This is a genomic window from Amycolatopsis sp. NBC_01307, from assembly GCF_035975215.1.
Taxonomy (GTDB): Bacteria; Actinomycetota; Actinomycetes; order Mycobacteriales; family Pseudonocardiaceae; genus Amycolatopsis.
In genome coordinates this window covers 8,278,477-8,296,235 of record NZ_CP108403.1, presented here as the reverse complement: position 1 = coordinate 8,296,235, position 17,759 = coordinate 8,278,477, and the positions used below count along the sequence as shown (strand labels likewise).

Genomic DNA, 17,759 nt, shown 5'->3' with positions numbered 1-17,759 from the left:
AAGAACTTCAGGCCCTGTCCGAAGTGGTCAGAACCACGTCGGGCGGGGCCTGACTCATGTCCGGACCGTTTACACTGAAATCGGCCTGACCGCGTCTTCCTGGGAGCACCTCGGTGGTTTCCGACCCACAGCACGTGTCCTCCGACCAGCCCGACCCGGAACCCCGCGAGGAGTGTGGCGTCTTCGGCGTCTGGGCTCCCGGGGAAGAAGTCGCCAAACTGACCTACTACGGCCTCTACGCCCTGCAGCACCGGGGCCAGGAGGCCGCCGGCATCTCCGTCTCCGACGGCTCCCAGATCGTGGTCTTCAAGGACCTCGGCCTGGTCAGCCAGGTCTTCGACGAACAGATCCTGCAGTCGCTGCAGGGCCACATCGCCGTCGGCCACTGCCGGTACTCGACCACCGGCGCGACCATCTGGGAGAACGCGCAGCCGATCTTCCGCACCACCGAGACCGGCAGCGGCCTGTCCTTCGCGCACAACGGCAACCTCGTCAACACGGCGGAGCTGCGTGAACGCACCATCGCCGCGGGCCTCAAGCCGCACGCGGGGCTGACCGGTTCGTCCAGCGACTCGGACCTGATCTGCGGGCTGCTCGCCGCGAACGCCGCCGACAAGGGCATCGAAGGCGCCGCGATGGAGCTGCTGCCCACGCTCAAGGGCGCGTTCTGCCTGGTGTTCGCCGACGAGAACACGCTGTACGCCGCGCGTGACCCGCACGGCGTGCACCCGCTGGTGCTCGGCCGTCTCGAACGCGGCTGGGTCGTCTCCAGCGAGACCGCGGGCCTGGACATCGTCGGCGCGTCGTTCGTCCGCGAGGTCGAGCCGGGCGAGCTGATCGCCATCGACGCCGAAGGCCTGCGCTCGTCTCGGTTCGCCAACCCGGACCCCAAGGGCTGTGTCTTCGAGTACGTCTACCTGGCGCGGCCCGACACCACGATCGCCGGCCGCGGCGTGCACGCCACCCGCGTCGAGATCGGTCGGCGGCTCGCCGGCGAGGAGCCCGTCGAGGCCGACCTGGTGATGCCGGTGCCGGAGTCCGGCACGCCGGCCGCCATCGGCTACGCGCAGGGCTCGGGCATCCCGTACGGCACCGGCCTGGTGAAGAACGCCTACGTCGGGCGCACGTTCATCCAGCCGTCGCAGACCATCCGCCAGCTCGGCATCCGGCTCAAGCTGAACCCGCTGCGCGACGTCATCCGCGGCAAGCGGCTGGTCGTCGTGGACGACTCGATCGTCCGCGGCAACACCCAGCGCGCGCTCGTGCGGATGCTGCGCGAGGCCGGCGCGCTCGAGGTGCACGTCCGGATCGCGTCGCCGCCCGTCCGGTGGCCGTGCTTCTACGGCATCGACTTCGCGTCGCGGGCCGAGCTCGTCGCGAACGGCGTCGACCTCGACGGCATCCGCCGCTCGATCGGCGCGGACTCGCTGGGTTACATCTCGCTCGACGGCCTCGTCGCGGCGACGGAACAGCCGAAGACGCGGCTGTGCACGGCGTGCTTCTCCGGCGAATACCCGATCGCGCTGCCCGACGACGCGCTCATCGGCAAGAACCTGCTGGAGAGCCTCGACGCGGTCAATGGCGCGGCGACCCCGGTCAGCCCGGCCGGGTACGGTGCCGAGGACGCTGTTCGGCGTCCCTAGCCCTCCGGCTAGTCCTTCCAGTTGGGAGTCCTTCTACCGTGAGCGAGTCCACGTACGCCGCCGCCGGCGTCAGCATCGACGCCGGCGACCAAGCCGTCGAGCTGCTCAAGCCGCACGCCGAACGGGCCACGCGGCCGGAGGTGCTGGGCGGTGTCGGTGGTTTCGCCGGGCTCTTCTCGCTGAAGCTCGACAAGTGGAAGGAACCGATCCTCGCCTCCTCCACCGACGGCGTCGGCACCAAGATCGCCGTCGCGCAGGCGCTGGACAAGCACGACACCGTCGGCATCGACTTGGTCGCGATGGTCGTCGACGACCTGGTCGTGACCGGCGCCGAGCCGCTGTTCCTGCAGGACTACATCGCCGTCGGCAAGGTGCACCCGGAGAAGATCGCCGCGCTGGTCGGCGGCATCGCCGAGGGTTGCGTCCAGGCCGGCTGCGCGCTGCTCGGCGGCGAGACCGCCGAGCACCCCGGCATGATGGGCGAGCACGACTACGACATGTCGGCCACCGGCGTCGGCGTGGTCGAGGCGTCCGCGCTGCTGTCGCCGGAGAAGGTCCGCCCGGGTGACGTCGTGCTGGCGCTCGGCTCGTCGGGACTGCACTCGAACGGGTACTCCCTGGCCCGGCACGTGCTGCTGGACATCGCGCGGATGCCGCTCGGCGGCCACGTCGAGGAGTTCGGCCGCACGCTCGGCGAGGAGATGCTGGAGCCGACGCGGATCTACGCGAAGGACTGCCTCGCGCTGGCCGCGGAGACCGAGGTCCGGACGTTCGCGCACATCACCGGCGGTGGCCTGGAGGCGAACCTCGCCCGCGTCATGCCGCGCGGCCTGGTCGCCCGGCTCGACCGCGGCACCTGGTCGCCGTCGGCGGTGTTCGCGCTGATCGGCCACCGCGGCCGGGTCGAGCGCGCCGAGCTGGAGAAGACGTTCAACATGGGCGTCGGCATGGTCGCGATCGTCGGGGCCGAGGACGTCGACCGGGCGCTGGCCATGCTGACCGCGCGGCACGTCCCGGCGTGGGTGCTGGGCGACGTCCAGCCCGCGAACGACGTCGACGGCCCGCGCGCGGTGCTTTCGGGCGACCACCCGCGCTTTTAACGGTGTTGATCGAAAACGGGCTTGATCGCGGCTGTCACACTGGTGACATGGCAGCCGGAGACGTGGTGATCGGCTCCCGGTTCACGATCCCGGGAGCCGAGCTCAACGAACGCTTCTCGCGGTCGTCCGGCCCGGGCGGCCAGGGCGTGAACACCACCGATTCGCGGGTCGAGCTGTCGTTCGACGTCGCCGCGTCGCCGTCGATCCCCGAGCACCTGCGGGACCGCGTGCTGGCCGGGCTCGAGGGCCGGCTGGTCGACGGCGTCCTGACGATCGCCGCCAGCGAACACCGCTCCCAGCTGCAGAACCGCGAAGCCGCGCGCGGCCGCCTGGCCAACCTGCTGCGCGACGCGTCGGCCCCGCCGCCCGCCAAGCGGCGCCCCACGAAGCCGTCTCGCGGTTCGAAGGAGCGCCGCCTGGCGTCGAAGAAGCGCCGGAGCGACGTGAAGCGCGGCCGCTCCGGTCGCTTGAACGACTGAGCGGCTAGCTCAGCGAGAGGTGCACGCACTCCCCGGCCGGCTGGTAGCCGACCCGGGCGTAGACGTTCCCGATCCCCAGGTCACCGGGGGTGAGGAACGCCGTGTGCGCGCCGGATTCGTGTGCTTCACGGGTGAGTCGGGCGGTGATCGCCGCCGCGATCCCGCGGCCGCGGTACGGCTCGAGCACGGCGATGCCGGCGACCTCGGTGGTGCCGTCGACGATCGCGAGCGCGAGCCCGCCGCCGAGGACCGTGCCGGTGGCGATGTCCTCCGCCAGGAGGTGCCGCACCCCGGCCTCGATGCCGGACCGCAGGCGTTCGACCTCCTTGTCGGGCACCTCCGGCGACTCGCCGAACGCCGTGTTCTGCGCCGACCGCAGCCGCCGGATGTCGTCAGCGGACTCCGGCGCGCGCAGCCGGACCCCCGCCGGGACCGGTTTGTCGACCCGCTCGGCGGGCGCGCACGTCATCAACGGCACCTGCCGTTCGAGCCGGTAACCGGCCTCGACCAGGAGTTTCTCCAGGTCCGGGGCGATGTCGGTGAAGTACTCCAGCCGCGGGAGCAGGCCCCGCCGCCGGTACGCCGTGGTCAGCGCGTCGATCTCGGCCGCCGACGGCCGCGCGCCGTCGTCCGGGATCGCGTAGTTGAGCATCGGGTGGTCGTTGTCCGGCGAGTAGGTGGCCAGGAACGGCCCGACCTGCTCGGTCTCCCGGCCGCGGGGCGCCGTCTTGCGGACATACGTCTGGATAGCGGACATTGCTGGTGGAAGCCCTTTCGAGAGCACGACGAGGAACCGCAGCTCAGTGCGGGTGGATCGCTGGGCGTCGGGCCTAGCGGAGGCCGACGCCGGAGACGGCGCCAGGCATAGGCGTTCATTCCTCGAGTCGAAAGGGGCTCTTCGGAGCCAGTGTCGCACGGCTCGCAACCCGGTTACTGCCGGTCGGGGTGGGCGATGGCGGCGTACCGCGCGTCCCAGACCGACCGCGGGACCCGCATGGTGAGCGTCGGGGTTTCGCAGACCGTGCGACGCTGCTGCGTCGGGATGACCACCGGCGGTGGTGGCGGCGGGTCCAGTGAGCGCCAAACGCGCCTGCTCAGGGCCCCGCCGAGCGTCGCGCCGGCGGTGTTGAGCAGGACGTCGTCGGTGGACGTCACCCGGCCGGTGTGGATCAGATATTGCGTACCTTCCACCAGCACGGAGGCGAGCAGGGCGACCAGCGCGATCCGGAGGAGGGTGCGCAGGCCGCGCAGCCGCAGCGGGAGCAGCGCGCCGAGCGGGCAGAGCAGCAGGACGTTGCCGATCACCTGCCACAGCGAGCCGTCGTCGCCGAACGCGGCGGTGATGTCGGCGCCCGGGACGAGGTCGAGCGTGCTCTGGCCGGAGCCGCCGACAGGCATCGTGACCAGGCACAACACCAGGAAAGCGACCAGGACGGCGGCGCTGTCGACGCCGGCGGTCGCGCTCGCGTACCGGGCCGGGAGTCTTCGTCGCCGTCGAGCCGCGAGCAGTGGCCACCCGAGCAGCGCGTACGGCAGCGCGATGGCCGAAACCGGAATCATCCCCCAGAAGGCGCGCAGCAGGGCTTCCATGCGCCTCCCTCCTTGAGCACCCAAAGATCGTCTGTGCGCTGGAAACGGCCCTCCCAAGATCACCTTCGCATCACAAGATCGTCTCGGCATGCTGAGGGAGGCGCACTATTCGGTGATCTTTCCGGTGGCGCGACGGAACTTTCCGTGGTTCGGTCGGGAGGCACACTGTCCACTGTGGATGCTGTGGACAACCCTGTGGATGAATCGGGGGATGCTTCGTAAACCCCTTGATTCACAACGGAAACTCTCAGGGGGTGCCTGTGTACTACTTTTCGCCGGCCAGCTCGCGAGCGCGCTCGATCAGGCCCTGCAGGTGCAGGCCGCGGCGGACGTCGCAGGGGTGGGCCGTGGTGCCGCTGGCGATCATCGCCGCGAAGTCGTCCAGCAACGCCGTGTAGGACTCCGCCGCCGAACCGGGCTTGCGCCCGAGCGTCCGGTAGCCGTGCTGACCCCAGACGGCGACCTCGACGACGGTCGGCTGCACCGGCAGCCGCAGGGCCAGCGTGGCCGTGCTGACCACGTTGTTCTCGTGGGCCAGCATCAGCTGCCACGTGTCGCCGGGGCTCCGCCGCGCGGCGACGACGTCGGTGATCGGCCCGAGCGCGGCGTCCAGCAGGTCGAGGGCGTGCGGGCCGATGTCGAACAGCGCGCCGCCGTCGTCCTGACGCCACTCCGAGGCCGCGTACTGGCCGCCGAGCAGGGCGCCGGACAGCCAGCGCGCGCCGCCACCGGCCCAGCCGCCCGCCTGGGCGAGCCCGGCGAGCCACTCCTGGGTCTGCGCCGAGTACCGCAGGGTCAGCACGACGAGGGCGGCGACGTCGGCGGCCGCGACCGCGTCGGCCAGCCGCTGCGCGCCCGCCAGGTCCGCGGCGATCGGCTTCTCGAGGATCAGGTGCTTCCCGGCTTCGGCCGCGCGGACGCCCAGCTCGGCCTGGATCGACGGCGGGACGGCGAACGCCACGGCTTCCACCTGCGCGAACAGGTCTTCGATGGTCTCGGCGGCGGTCGCGCAGTGGGTGTCCGCAAGCGCTTGCGCCGCCGCCGGCCGCCGGGCCCAGACCGCGGTCAGCGCCGTGCCGGGGTGATCCGCCAGGCCGGGCGCGTGAACCGTCGTGGCCCACGGGCCGGCGCCGACGAGGCCGACCCGCAGCTGTCCCTCCGCGATGCGCTGTCCCACGGGCCGCAGTCTAGGTGTGGTCGGCGTCGCGCCGGAACCGCACCTGCGACGGCGGCCGTCCTGGCTAAAGTGCCTGCATGATCACCCTGCTGTCCCGCATCGCCGCGGTCTGCCTGCTCCTCCTGGCCACCTGCCTCGCCGGGGCCGCGCCCGCGTCGGCGACGGGCACGGACGGCACCTGCCCGGCCGGTGGCGGCGTGACGGTGGTCGTGGACTTCGGCGACCTGGCGCCGCAGCCGCTGGTCCGCTGCGCCCCGGGCACCCCCGCGACCGGCATCGCGGCGCTGCAGGGCGCCGGGATCGACGTCGCGGGCTCGCAGAAGTACGGCCTCGCCATCGCCTGCCGGATCGACGGCAAGCCGGGCCCGGACGTCGAGTCGTGCGCGGGCATGCCGTCGGCGACGGCGTACTGGAGCTACTGGCACGCCGCGGCCGGCGGCAAGTGGGAGTCGAGCCAAGAGGGCGCCCAGACGTCGAAGCCGGCGGCCGACGGGTTCGAGGGCTGGGCGTTCGCCCGGCCGAAGACCGCCAACGACCTGCCGACGCCGCCGCGGGTGGCGCCGGTCCGCCAGGCGACGTCGGGAACGGCTGCTCCGGACGTCTCGGACGCGAGCACCGGCTCGTTCCCGTGGGGCGTGGTCATCGCCGTCGTGGTGATCCTGTTGATCGGCGGCGCCGCAGTGGTCGTCTCCTCGCGCCGTCGCCGTCGGCGTGACCAGTAGGGCGCTGCACCCCGGCGCGTGGTGGGTCTGGGCGCTCGCGCTGGCCGTCGCGGCCAGCCGGACGACGAACCCGCTGCTGCTGGGGCTGGTCATCGCGATCATCGGCTTCGTCGTCGCGAACCGGCGGAGTGACGCGCCGTGGGCGCTGGCGTTCCGGCTGTACGCCTACGTCGGCGCGGTGATCGTCGCGACGCGGGTGCTGTTCCGGATCCTGATCGGCGGTGAGGACGGCGGGCACATCCTGTTCACGCTGCCGCGGATCCCGCTGCCGGCTTTCGCGGCCGGGGTGTCGCTGCTCGGCTCGACGTCGGCGGAGGAACTGCTCGGCGGCTTCTACGACGGTCTGCGGCTGGCGACGATGGTGCTCTGCGTCGGCGCCGCGAACGCCCTCGCCAACCCGAAACGCCTACTCAAGGCCGTGCCGGGCGCGTTGTACGAGGTCGGCACGGCCGTGACGGTGGCGCTCACGGTGGCGCCGCAGCTGGTCGAGAGCGTGCAGCGCGTCCGGCGGGCTCGGCGGCTGCGGGCGGGGCGGACTCGCGGGCTGCGGGCGGTCAAGGGCATCGTGGTGCCGGTGCTGGAGGACGCGATGAACCGCTCGCTGCTGCTGGCGGCGGCGATGGACTCGCGCGGCTACGGCCGCCGCGCGTACCTGAGCGCCGGAGTGCGCGCGGCGATCGCCGGCTGCGTGCTGGGCGGGCTGGTCGGCGTGTGCGTCGGCGTCTACGGCGTGCTCGACGGGACGTCGTCGTGGCTGGGCGTGCCGCTGCTGGCCCTCGGGCTGGCCGTGGCCGCGGCCGGGTTCGTGCTGGGCGGGCGGCGCATCCGGCGGACGGCTTACCGGCCGGACCCGTGGCGCCGGCCGGAGACGCTGGTCGTCGCGTCCGGCGTCGGGGCGTGCGCGCTGCTGTTCTTCTCCGCGCGGGTCGATCCGGGGAACCTCTACCCGTCGCTGAGCCCGCTGAGCTGGCCCGAGGTGTCGTTGCTGCCGGCGTTGTCGTTGCTGCTCGGGGCGCTGCCCGCGTTCGTCGCGCCCCGCCCCCCGTCGTTGTCGGAGGTGGTCCGGTGATCGAGTTTGCGCAGGTCACGGTGACCTACCCGGACGCCGCGCGGCCGGTGCTGTCCGACGTCTCGCTGCTGGTCGAGGAGGGCGAGCTGTGCCTGGTCGCCGGCCCGACCGGCGTCGGCAAGTCGACATTCCTCGGCGCGATCAACGGGCTCGTCCCGCACTTCACCGGCGGACGGCTGGCCGGGCGGGTGCTGGTCGACGGCTTGGACACGTCGTCTCACCCGCCGCGCGAGCTGGCCGCGGTGGTCGGCGTCGTCGGGCAGGACCCGCTGGCCGGCTTCGTGACCGACACGGTCGAGGAGGAGCTGGCGTACGCGATGGAGCAGCTGGCGGTGGCGCCGGACGTCATGCGCAAGCGCGTCGAGGAAACCCTGGACCTGCTGGGCATCGCCGAGCTGCGCCACCGTCCACTTCGGACACTCTCGGGCGGGCAGCAGCAGCGCGTCGCGATCGGCTCGGTCCTGACGGCGCACCCGCGGGTCCTGGTGCTCGACGAACCGACGTCCGCGCTGGATCCCACGGCGGCCGAGGAGGTCCTCGCGGCGATCACGCGGCTGGTGCACGACCTCGGGACCACGGTGGTCGTCGCGGAGCACCGCATGGAGCGCGTCGTCCAGTACGCCGACCGCCTGCTGTACCTGCCGGGCGACGGTTCGGTGCGGTCCGGGCCGCCGCCGGAGATCCTGGCGACGGCGGAGATCGCGCCGCCGATCGTCGAGCTGGGGCGGCTCGCGGGCTGGTCGCCGTTGCCGCTGTCGGTGCGGGACGCGCGGCGGGTCGCGGGGCCGCTGCGATCGCGGCTCCAGTCACATCGTCCGAAATTGTCGGTGGTGGGTCGTACCCTCTCGGTGACCGGTCGAGCACTGGATGTGAGAGGGGTGGTGGTCCGCTACGGAGATGTCCTGGCGGTGCGTGGGGTGGACCTGCGCGTCGGGCCGGGGGAAATCGTCACGCTGATGGGACGCAACGGCTCCGGCAAGTCGTCGCTTCTCTGGGCGGTGCAGGGCAGCGGTCCGCGGTCGGCGGGGAAGGTCGACGTCGGCGGCGTGGACCCCGCGTCGCTCAAGCCGAGAGCGGCCCGTCAGCGTGTGGGGCTGGTCCCGCAGTCACCCGCCGATCTGCTGTACCTGGATTCGGTCGACGCCGAGTGCGCACAGGCCGACACCGAATCCGGCGCCACAGCAGGCAAGGCGAGGTCCCTGCTGGACCGCCTGGCCTCAGCGGTCGCCGGTGAAGCGCACCCCGGCGACCTGTCCGAAGGGCAGCGACTGGCGTTGGTGCTGGCCGTCCAGCTGGCGGCGGCACCCCCGGTGGTCCTCCTCGACGAGCCGACGCGCGGCCTCGACTACCACGCCAAACGGCGCTTCGCGGCGATCCTGCGAGAGCTGGCCTCGCAGGGCCACGCGATAGTGCTGGCCACCCACGACGTCGAGTTCGTGGCATCGGTGGCCCACCGCGTGGTGGTCATGGCCGAGGGCGAGGTGGTAGCGGACGGCCCGACGAAGGACGTCATCGTCGCCTCCCCGGCCTTCGCGCCCCAGGTGGCCAAGGTGCTGGCGCCCCAGGAGTGGCTGACGGTGGACGAAGTAGCGGAAGCCCTGTCATGACGTCCGCCGTTCGACGTCGCTCGCGTGTTGCGCCCTCGCGTACCTTCGCGCCGCTGGTCGGCTCGCGAACCGGTGTCGGTGGGCGGGCGTGGTCCCGCGCGACTTCGTGCGAGGTGCTGACGTGACCGGCTTCCTCGACCCGCCACCCCGGGCCATCCGCCTCCGGCCGCGTCCTGCGCTGGTGCTCACCGTCGCGGCGGTCCTCGGCCTCGTCATGTTCTGCTGGCCGCTCTTCGCGCACCCCGCGCCCAGTGTGTCCGCGCACACCGCCGATGCGCCGTTCGTCTTCATGGCGACCCTGCCCGTGCTGATCCTCGTCGTGCTGGCCGAACTGTCGCGTGGCGGAATCGATGCGAAAGCGCTTGCGCTGCTCGGCGTCCTGTCCGCGGTGAACGCCGGGCTGCGGCCGCTCGGGGCCGGGACCGGGGGGATCGAGCTGGTGTTCTTCCTGCTCGTGCTCGCCGGGCGGGTGTTCGGGCCCGGGTTCGGGTTCGTGCTCGGCTCGACGTCGCTGTTCACCTCGGCGCTGCTGACCGCGGGCGTCGGGCCGTGGCTGCCGTTCCAGATGCTCGCGTCGTCGCTCATCGGGCTCGGTGCCGGGCTGCTGCCGCGTGCCCGCGGGAAGGCGGAGATCGCGCTGCTCGTGGCGTACGGCGTCGTCGCGGCCTACCTCTTCGGGCTGCTGATGAGCCTGTGGTCGTGGCCGTTCCTCGCCGGGTCGTCGCTCGGCGGCACCACCGCGGGCCTCGGCTACGTGCCCGGCGCGCCGCTGCTGGACAACCTGCACCGGTTCGCCGTCTTCACCGTCCTGACCTCGACGCTCGGCTGGGACACCGGCCGTGCGATCACCAACGCCGTCGCGATCCTCGTGCTGGGGCCGGCCGTCCTGGCCGTCCTGCGCCGCGCGTCGCGGCGGGCGGCCTTCGACGCGCCCGTGGTCTTCGATCAGGAGCGCGTCAACCCGTCGTAGATGTCGACGAGCTCAGCCAGCTTCGCCGCGTCCGGGACGTGACTGGTGTCCAGGTCGACGACGTGAAAGCGGTTTCCCGGCGTGGCGGCGTCGGCCTCGCGGATCATGCGATCCTGCAGTTCCAGGGGGATGATCCGGTCGCGCAGGTGCCGGACGTAGACGCGGGGCACGCGGCCCCACCTCGCGCGGTCGCCGCGGGCCGGGGTGGCGCCCTTGCCGAGGAGGTCGTCGGGGGCCATGGCGTTGAGGAACGCGTAGAACTCGGCGTCCGTGCCGTCGGCGACGAACGCTTCCTTGGCCTTCGCGAGCAGCGCGCGGTCCGCCGTGCGCCAGTTGAACCGGACGGCGCCGATCACCGACGGGTCGGCCGCGGCGAACCCCAAGAGATCGCCGACGCGGGTCTCGGCCGCCTCCGGGGTGGCCATGTACTCGTCCGGGGTCTCGAGGTCGACGCAGCAGAACGCCGTGTCGTAGACGAGCAGGTCGATCAGGTCCGGCACGGCGTCGGCGACCAGGCTGATCGCCGCGCCGCCGATGCTGGCGCCGACCAGGACCACCGGGCCGTGCGCCGCCGCGCGGCGGACGACCTCGACCGTGGCCGCCACCTGGTCGGCGAGCGTGACGCCGGCCAGCGCCGACGGCTCCGTCGCGAACGCCGCCAGGTCCTGCGGTGCCTGGTAGGAGAGCCGGAACTGCTGCCCCGGCTGGTCGACGCCGACGCCGCGGTGCCCGCGCAGGACCAGCTCGTTCGGGGCGGCGGAGACACCGTTGGCGCCCGCGGCAAAGACGAAGGTGGTCACGCCGCGACGGCGTTGCGTGGTCGCGTCCGCGGGCGAAGCACCCGCGAAAGCGGGCGCCAGGGCGGCGGAAGCGGCGAGGGCAGCACGGCGGCTCAGCTCAGGCATGTCTGACAGTCAAGCGAGCCCGGCCGCCCGGCCCAAGACGACAAAGTCGCCGCACGGACCACCGAAAGTGGATCGTGCGGCGACGAAGGTCGGTCAGCCGTAGGAGTAGAAGCCGCGGCCGGTCTTCTTGCCCAGCAGGCCCGCGTCCACCATGCGCAGCAGCAGCGGCGGGGACGAGTACAGCGGCTCCTTGAACTCCGCGTACATCGAGTCCGCGATCGCCTTGATGGTGTCCAGGCCGATCAGGTCCGACAGCCGCAGCGGGCCCATCGGGTGGGCCGTGCCCAGCTCCATGCCGCGGTCGATGTCCTCCGCCGAGGCGAAGCCCGACTCGATCATCCGGATCGCCGACAGCAGGTACGGGACCAGCAGCGAGTTCACGATGAACCCGGCGCGGTCCTGGGACCGGATGACCGTCTTGCCCAGGGCCGTCGTCGCGTGGTCCTCCGCGCGGCGCACGGTCTCCTCGCTCGTCAGCAGCGAGGGCACCAGCTCCACCAGCGGCAGCACCGGGACCGGGTTGAAGAAGTGGATGCCGACCACCTGCTGGGGGCGGTTCGTCGCCATGCCCAGCTTCATGATCGGGATCGAGGACGTGTTGGACGCGAACAGCGCGTCCTCCGCCTCGACGATCTTGTCGAGCTGGCGGAAGACGTCGACCTTCGCCTGTTCCTGCTCGAGGATCGCTTCGATGACCAGTTCGCGGTCGGCGAACTCGGCGATGTCCGTGGTGAAGCGCAGCCGGCCGAGGGCCGCGTCGGCGTCCTCGGTGGAGAGCTTGCCGTTCTTGACGCCGCGCTGGAGCGACTTCTCGATGCGCGCCTTGCCCGCGTCGAGCGCCGGCTGGTTCACCTCGGTGACCACGACGTCCAATCCGGACCGCGCGTGCACCTCGGCGATGCCGGAACCCATCAGTCCCGCCCCGACGACTCCAACCCGACTTACCACCGGCTCACTCCTTCATCCGCTACGCAGCCCACAGGTTTTTGGGCAGCACGCAGCGCGCGAGGGCGGTCGCCGGGTTGTGCCCAGCTACGCCCTCGCGCGGTTACGCGTGCTCAACGACGGTACTCGTCGTACCCGTCGTCGTACGGATCTTGATCATTGCTATCGGGCTCCTCATAGTGACCACTAGAGGAACCAGTCGACAGCTCGCGCTGCAAAGCATCGAAGTCGGTTTCGTGCGAGCTGTACTTGAGCTCGCGCGCCACCTTCGTCTGCTTGGCCTTAGCCCGGCCGCGCCCCATGGCTCGACCCCCTCGCACAGGGGCGGGGCGGCCGGGGGAATCGGCGGCCCCGCATCGTCTCGACAATTCTTTCCTGCTGACACCGTACCGTGTCCGGGGGGTTCGATGCGACGTGGCACGGTGTGCCGGTGGTGACAGTGTCCGCCGGACACCGGTTACCGGCCGGTCGGTGACGATCGGCGCAGGTCGGCGTGCCACGATCTACTCGTGCTCCGTCCCTTCGTGGCCTATCTGCGGGTGTACGAACCCCTGCTCGCCTTGGGCGAGCCGCCCGACGATCGGCTGCGCGCGGCCGTCGCGGCGGCCAAGCTGGGGCGGACCGACGCGGGTGCCCGCGAGCAGGCCATGTGGCTCAAGTCACAGGTCGCCGCGCCCCGCCGGTTGCTGCCCGCCGAGCTCGCCAACGGCAAGGCCGCACCCAGCCTGCAGACCGATGTCCTGGTGCTCGATCCGGCCGACGTGCCGGCCGCCCAGCGCGTGCACGGCCCGTTCGTCTGCCCGCTGGAGCTGCGTGCCCGCTCGGCCGCCGCGCTGGTGACCTTCCTCGGCGACGCGCACCCGGCGCTGAAGAACGTCATCCTCGACGAAGCCGGCTTCACCCAGGACGCGATCCGCGCCCGCACGAAGTCCGCGCTGTCGGATCTCAGCACCTCCGCCGCGCACACGCTGTCGACCACCTGGACCGTTCCGCTGCCGTGGTTCGTGCTGGTCGACCCGGAGGAGCGCAAGCTCGTGCTGGGCTCCGGCCGCGACGACCCGAAGCGCGAACTGTCCTGGCGGAGCACTCTCGCCGACGCCCAGCACCGGGCGCGCGAGGCCGGTGACCTGCTGGAACAGACCTTCGGCGACTCCGGGCCGGGCCGGGTGCTGTTCGAGACGCGGCGCTGGCTCGACAACTTCCACGCGGACTCGATCGTCGAGCTCGACTACGGCGGCCTCGTGCAGCTGTTCGCGGACCCCATCCTCGAAGCCGACACCACCGCCGACGAGGTCCACGACATCCTGGACGCGCTGCGCTCGGGCAACGTCGAGGAGCTCGCCGAGCTGTTCTCCGACCTGCGGGAGTTCTGGGGCGACCTGGCCTCGCGGGAACGCGCGAACTAGCTAGCCGCGCAGCTCCGGCACCCGGATCTCGCCGACCGGGCGACCGCCGCCGAGCACCGAGCCGTGGGCGAGCTCGTCGAGGCCGGAGACGTCCACGCCGAGGAACCGCAGCGCTTCGACGGCCAGCGGCGCGCAGGCCCGCTTCGCGCCGTCGTCGATCTTCAGCGCCACCGCGAACCCGTCCGGCAGCGCGAAGGCCTGGACGCCCTCGGCGCCGCCCTTCGCGACGAGACCGTCCACGGCGGACATCAGCTCGGTGTCCTCGCGCCCGGTGCCGGCGACCAGCCACGGGTGGGCGCGCATCGCGTCGGCGACCGTCCGCTCGGGACCGTCGGCGGCGCTGCCGACCCGGCCGAACGCGCGGGCCAGCCCGGTCAGGGAGAACGCGAGGAGCGGCGCGCCACAGCCGTCGACGCCGGTGTGCGCGACCGGCTCGCCGGTCAGGTCGGCGACGGCGGCGGCGATCGCCTGCTGCAGCGGGTGGTCCGGCGCCTCGTAGCCCGCGGTCGGCCAGCCGGCCCGGACGCAGGTGGTGAGCATGCCGGTGTGCTTGCCGGAGCAGTTCATCATCACGCGCCGCGGCTCGGCGGCGTCGCGCATGCTCGGCACGTGCAGCGGGAAGTCGGCCGGGCACGCGAGGTCGTCCTCGGTCAGGCCCGCCGCCTGCAGCAGCTCCAGCACGCCCTTGACGTGCCGGGGCTCGCCGGAGTGGGACGCGCAGGCCAGCGCCAGGTCCTCGCCGGTGAAGTCCAGCCCGGACCGCAGCATCCCGACGGCCTGCAACGGCTTGTTCGACGAACGCGGGAAGACCGGCGAGGTGACGTCGCCGAGCGCCAGCCGGACGTCGCCCTCGGGGCCCGTCACCACGAGCGCGCCGCGGTGGACGCTTTCGACGAAATCGGAACGGACTACTTCGGCCAGGACAGGGTTGGTCACTGAACCTCGTGCCCGCCTTCGCTCTCGAGCAGCTCGTCCACTGTGGCCGAACCTTGCTGGTAGCGCTGGGCGATCTCCGCGTTCAGGGTGTCCATGACGTTCTGGACCTCGCGCCGGAACGACGACACCGAAACCTCTTCGCTGGCGTAGGTGTCCAAAGCGGAGGCCAGCTTCTCGTCCGTCAGGGAACCGACGTCGGTCAGGTCGGTGTCGCCGATCAGCGCCTCGGCGTGCCGGCGGTGCTCGCCGGCGCGTGAGGGCTCCAGCTGCTGGTGCCGCCCGGAGCCCGCGGCCGGGCCCAGCGCGTTGTCGGCGAGGATCGTGGCCAGCTGGTCGACGATGCTGGACTCGCCGCCGGAGCTGCGCCGGGTCTGCTCGGCGCGGACGATGTCGATCCGGGCGTGCAGCAGCCTGCGCAAGTAGGAAAGATCGGTCTCTTCTTGGGCGGCTTCGTCGCGCCGCTCGCGGAGCACCTTCAACGGCAGGTCACCCAAGCCGCTGAGGTATCCCGGGCCGAGCACGCGGTCGATCCGCCGCCTGCCGCCGGGCCGCACTTCGATCACAGCGCAGTTTATCCCGGTTGGGCGTGATCCTGCTGTCAGGGGTTTTCGATCAGCCACGAAGTTGCGCCGCCGCGGCCCGCCCGGGCGCCGGGAGCTCCGACGGCACGGAGTCGGGGTCGATCGCCGCCTGGACGAGCTCGTCTTCGGAACCGGTCAGCAGCTCGGCACCCACCGGTGTCGACCGCTTGACCAGGGCCAGCGCGATCGGGCCGAGCTCGTGGTGCTGGATCACCGTGCCGACGCGGCCGACCGTGCGGCCGTCGAGCAGCACCGGGTCGCCGGGCTCCGGCCGGATCTCGGGGGAACCGTCCAGGTGGAGCAGCAGCAGGTTGCGTGGCGGGCGGCCGACGTTGTGCACCTTCGACACCGTCTCCTGACCGCGGTAGCAGCCCTTCGCGACGTGCGCGGCCGACCCGACCCAGCCCACCTCGTGCGGGATCGTGCGATCGTCGGTGTCGACGCCCAGCCGCGGCCGCAGCGACTCGACGCGCAAGGCGTCGAACACCCAGCTCCCGGCCGCGCGGGCGCCGGCGTCGGTGAGCTTCTTCCACCAGCCGGCGAGCTCGGCGCGCGGCACCGCGAGGTCGACGCTGAACCGCCCGGGCCACGGCATCCGCCGCGCGAAACCGCCACCGGGCAGCGCCACGACCGCGTACGGCTCCGGCCCGACCTCGGCGCCGACCGCGCTCAGCACGCGTTCGCTGTCCGGGCCGAGCACGGTGAGCAGGGCCAGCTCGTCGGTCGCGTCGCGGATGTCCACCTTGGACCAGAACTTCATGGCTTCGAGGTATTCGCGCAGCGTCTGGGGGCCGCCCTTCGGCAGCGCGCTGGTCACGCGCGGCTCCGGGTCGCCGTCGAGCCAGACGGTGCCGTCGAGGTGCGCGAGCACCATGTGCGTTTCGACACGGCCTTGGCTGTCGAGCACCAGCGCCTCGGTGCCGGACCCCTCGGCGAGCTCGGTCACGTGCTGCGAGATCACCAGGTGCAGCCACGACAGCCGCTCCTCGCCGGTCACGGCCAGGACTTCGCGGTGTGACCGATCGATCACGACGACGCCGCGCGTCGCGGTGCGCTGCTCCGCGAAGGGGTCTCCCCAGTGCCAGGGGACGCCGGCTTCGGGGTGGTCGTCAGGCGGGGGGATGGATCCGGGCACGTCCAGCAGCGGCGAGCGGTACGGCATACCGCCCAGCCTAGGTGAGTACCGTGTGGGAATGCGCGTGCTCGTCTTCCTCGACGGAACCCTGGCCGACCCGGACACCGCCCAGATCAAGGTGGACGACCTCGGATTGACCCGCGGCGACGGCGTCTTCGAGACGATCCTCGTGGTCGGCGGCAAGCCCCGTGAGCTGCGGCCGCACCTGGAGCGGCTGGCGCGGTCGGCGGCCATGCTCGACCTGCCGGCGCCCGATCTCGCGGCCTGGGAACGAGTCGTCTCGCTCGTGCTCGAACACTGGACCGGCAGTTCCGAAATGGTGCTGAAACTGGTGTACACCAGGGGTTCCGACGGCGATCCCGCCGCGGTGCCGACCGGTTTCGCGCTGGGTTCGGAGGTCGCGCCGTCGATCCTGAAGGCGCGCGCCGAGGGTGTCGCCGCGGTCACCCTGGAACGCGGTTTCCCGCCGGACCTCGCCGAGCGCGCGCCGTGGCTGCTGCTGGGCGCGAAGCCGTTGTCGTACGCCATGAACATGGCCGCGCTGCGTGAAGCCCGCCGCCGCGGCGCCGAAGATGTGATTTTCACCGCCGCCGACGGCTCGGTGTTCGAAGGCCCGACGTCGACCGTGGTGCTGGCGAAGGGGCGGACGCTCTTCACGCCGCCGTCGAGCGTCGGCATTCTGCCGGGTACCACCCAGGCCGCGCTGTTCCGCGGCGCGGAGCAGGCCGGCTGGGCGGTCAAGGTGGAGCCGCTGCGCGTGGCCGACCTGGTGGCGGGGGACGGCGTGTTCATGGCTTCGTCGGTCCGCAAGCTGACGCGCGTCCACACGCTGGACGGTGTGCGGCTGCCCGACTCGTCGGCGGTGTACGCCGAGCTGGTGGCGGCCTACGAGGCCGAGTACGCCTGAGCGATCCGCACGACCGCGGGCGCGATCTCCTCGGCGCGGTAGGCGGCGATCTTGTGGTGGCCGTCGAGGATCAGCTCGCGCTCGCCGTCGGCCAGCACCACGGCGACCGGGCGGTGGCCGGTGCGGATCGCGGTCCGGTAGTAGCCGACGCGCGCCTCGTCGGACGGCGGCCAGGTGTCGGTCGGGGTGAGGGACACCTCGTCCGCCAGGCGTTCCGGGCCGCTGACGCGGTAGTCGCCGTCGACGAGCAGGTCGAGCACGGGGCCGAGCGTGGTGGCCAGCGGACGCCGCAGCTGCCCGGTGGCGAGCGCGATCCGCAACGCCTGGGGCAGCTCCGCCCGCGCGCGCACGTTCACGTCCAGGAAACCCGTGCCACCGCTGATCGTCACCTGTTCCACAGCTATCTGGACGGGTGGCGCCGCGACATGGTTCCGGGCGCTACCCGGACGGGTGCACCGGGTGATCCGGGTCTCACCCGCGTGGCGGTACAGACCTTTCACGTCACCCGGAAGCGCGCCCGAGCACACCCTCCACTCCACCGAAAGCCGTGAAGGCCTCCTTCCCGGCCATAAGAGCCGGGAAGGAGG

19 protein-coding genes are annotated in these 17,759 nt (G+C 72.1%); 9 read left to right on the top strand and 10 right to left on the bottom strand.

Going from position 1 to position 17,759, the window contains the following annotated elements; translation table 11 throughout:
• Positions 1-113 precede the first annotated feature (113 nt).
• The 3 genes from purF to arfB are packed head-to-tail and all read left to right on the top strand — an operon-like array spanning position 114 to position 3,222.
• A complete protein-coding gene (gene purF / locus OG439_RS36575) occupies positions 114-1,643 on the top strand; it encodes an amidophosphoribosyltransferase (protein WP_326945151.1) in 1,530 nt (509 codons plus the stop codon).
• Between the two features lie 38 nt (positions 1,644-1,681).
• The gene (purM, locus tag OG439_RS36570; protein ID WP_326945150.1) at positions 1,682-2,743 is read left to right on the top strand and encodes a phosphoribosylformylglycinamidine cyclo-ligase; all 1,062 of its coding nucleotides are present in this window, start codon (positions 1,682-1,684) and stop codon (positions 2,741-2,743) included.
• 47 nt (positions 2,744-2,790) lie between these two features.
• Positions 2,791-3,222, top strand: a complete 432-nt coding sequence (arfB, locus tag OG439_RS36565; RefSeq protein ID WP_247059164.1) for an alternative ribosome rescue aminoacyl-tRNA hydrolase ArfB — start codon at positions 2,791-2,793, stop codon at positions 3,220-3,222.
• A gap of 4 nt (positions 3,223-3,226) precedes the next feature.
• On the opposite strand, the gene OG439_RS36560 is transcribed toward arfB, so the two are convergent.
• From OG439_RS36560 to OG439_RS36550, 3 genes are all read right to left on the bottom strand, one after another.
• A complete protein-coding gene (locus tag OG439_RS36560; protein ID WP_326945149.1) occupies positions 3,227-3,979 on the bottom strand; it encodes a GNAT family N-acetyltransferase in 753 nt (250 codons plus the stop codon).
• 173 nt (positions 3,980-4,152) lie between these two features.
• Positions 4,153-4,812, bottom strand: a complete 660-nt coding sequence (locus OG439_RS36555; RefSeq protein WP_326945148.1) for a VanZ family protein — start codon at positions 4,810-4,812, stop codon at positions 4,153-4,155.
• Positions 4,813-5,077: 265 nt separating this feature from the next.
• A complete protein-coding gene (locus OG439_RS36550) occupies positions 5,078-5,989 on the bottom strand; it encodes a Gfo/Idh/MocA family protein (protein ID WP_326945147.1) in 912 nt (303 codons plus the stop codon).
• Positions 5,990-6,066: 77 nt separating this feature from the next.
• Here OG439_RS36550 and OG439_RS36545 point away from each other — a divergent pair, with 77 nt between their 5' ends.
• From OG439_RS36545 to OG439_RS36530, 4 genes are all read left to right on the top strand, one after another.
• Positions 6,067-6,711, top strand: a complete 645-nt coding sequence (locus tag OG439_RS36545; RefSeq protein ID WP_326945146.1) for a hypothetical protein — start codon at positions 6,067-6,069, stop codon at positions 6,709-6,711.
• Complete coding sequence (locus tag OG439_RS36540; protein WP_326945145.1) at positions 6,701-7,780, top strand: CbiQ family ECF transporter T component; 1,080 nt, start codon at positions 6,701-6,703, stop codon at positions 7,778-7,780. Before OG439_RS36545 ends, OG439_RS36540 begins: the two co-directional genes overlap by 11 nt.
• Positions 7,777-9,387, top strand: coding sequence for an ABC transporter ATP-binding protein (locus tag OG439_RS36535; RefSeq protein ID WP_326945144.1), 1,611 nt, complete (start codon positions 7,777-7,779; stop codon positions 9,385-9,387). The genes OG439_RS36540 and OG439_RS36535 overlap by 4 nt, the downstream gene beginning before the upstream one ends.
• A 121-nt stretch (positions 9,388-9,508) precedes the next feature.
• Entirely contained in the window at positions 9,509-10,357 is an 849-nt protein-coding gene (locus tag OG439_RS36530; RefSeq protein WP_326945143.1) for an ECF transporter S component, read from the top strand.
• On the opposite strand, the gene OG439_RS36525 is transcribed toward OG439_RS36530, so the two are convergent.
• From OG439_RS36525 to OG439_RS36515, 3 genes are all read right to left on the bottom strand, one after another.
• A complete protein-coding gene (locus OG439_RS36525; protein ID WP_326945142.1) occupies positions 10,333-11,262 on the bottom strand; it encodes an alpha/beta hydrolase in 930 nt (309 codons plus the stop codon). The two genes, OG439_RS36530 and OG439_RS36525, sit on opposite strands and share 25 nt — an antisense overlap.
• A gap of 93 nt (positions 11,263-11,355) precedes the next feature.
• Positions 11,356-12,210, bottom strand: a complete 855-nt coding sequence (locus tag OG439_RS36520; RefSeq protein WP_326945141.1) for a 3-hydroxybutyryl-CoA dehydrogenase — start codon at positions 12,208-12,210, stop codon at positions 11,356-11,358.
• 110 nt (positions 12,211-12,320) lie between these two features.
• Positions 12,321-12,509: a DUF3073 domain-containing protein gene (locus tag OG439_RS36515; RefSeq protein WP_247059144.1), complete on the bottom strand. Its 189-nt coding sequence runs from the start codon at positions 12,507-12,509 to the stop codon at positions 12,321-12,323.
• A gap of 207 nt (positions 12,510-12,716) precedes the next feature.
• On the opposite strand from OG439_RS36515, the gene OG439_RS36510 reads away from it, so the two are divergent.
• Positions 12,717-13,613, top strand: coding sequence for a hypothetical protein (locus tag OG439_RS36510; RefSeq protein ID WP_247059142.1), 897 nt, complete (start codon positions 12,717-12,719; stop codon positions 13,611-13,613).
• Here the strand turns inward: OG439_RS36510 and OG439_RS36505 are convergent, their stop codons facing one another.
• From OG439_RS36505 to ygfZ, 3 genes are read right to left on the bottom strand one after another with little or no spacing between them, the layout of a single operon-like run.
• On the bottom strand, positions 13,614-14,549 hold the full coding sequence (locus OG439_RS36505) for an asparaginase (protein ID WP_326945140.1): 936 nt from the start codon (positions 14,547-14,549) through the stop codon (positions 13,614-13,616).
• Positions 14,546-15,112, bottom strand: coding sequence for an RsiG family protein (locus OG439_RS36500; RefSeq protein ID WP_326945139.1), 567 nt, complete (start codon positions 15,110-15,112; stop codon positions 14,546-14,548). The genes OG439_RS36505 and OG439_RS36500 overlap by 4 nt, the downstream gene beginning before the upstream one ends.
• A 49-nt stretch (positions 15,113-15,161) precedes the next feature.
• Positions 15,162-16,292 carry a CAF17-like 4Fe-4S cluster assembly/insertion protein YgfZ gene (gene ygfZ, locus OG439_RS36495; protein WP_326945138.1) on the bottom strand — a complete coding sequence of 377 codons (1,131 nt, stop codon included), beginning with the start codon at positions 16,290-16,292 and terminating at the stop codon, positions 15,162-15,164.
• Between the two features lie 31 nt (positions 16,293-16,323).
• Between ygfZ and OG439_RS36490 the strand changes: the two genes are divergently transcribed.
• Positions 16,324-17,172: an aminodeoxychorismate lyase gene (locus OG439_RS36490; protein WP_326945137.1), complete on the top strand. Its 849-nt coding sequence runs from the start codon at positions 16,324-16,326 to the stop codon at positions 17,170-17,172.
• On the opposite strand, the gene OG439_RS36485 is transcribed toward OG439_RS36490, so the two are convergent.
• Entirely contained in the window at positions 17,151-17,570 is a 420-nt protein-coding gene (locus tag OG439_RS36485; protein ID WP_326945136.1) for a hypothetical protein, read from the bottom strand. The two genes, OG439_RS36490 and OG439_RS36485, sit on opposite strands and share 22 nt — an antisense overlap.
• Positions 17,571-17,759 lie beyond the last annotated feature (189 nt).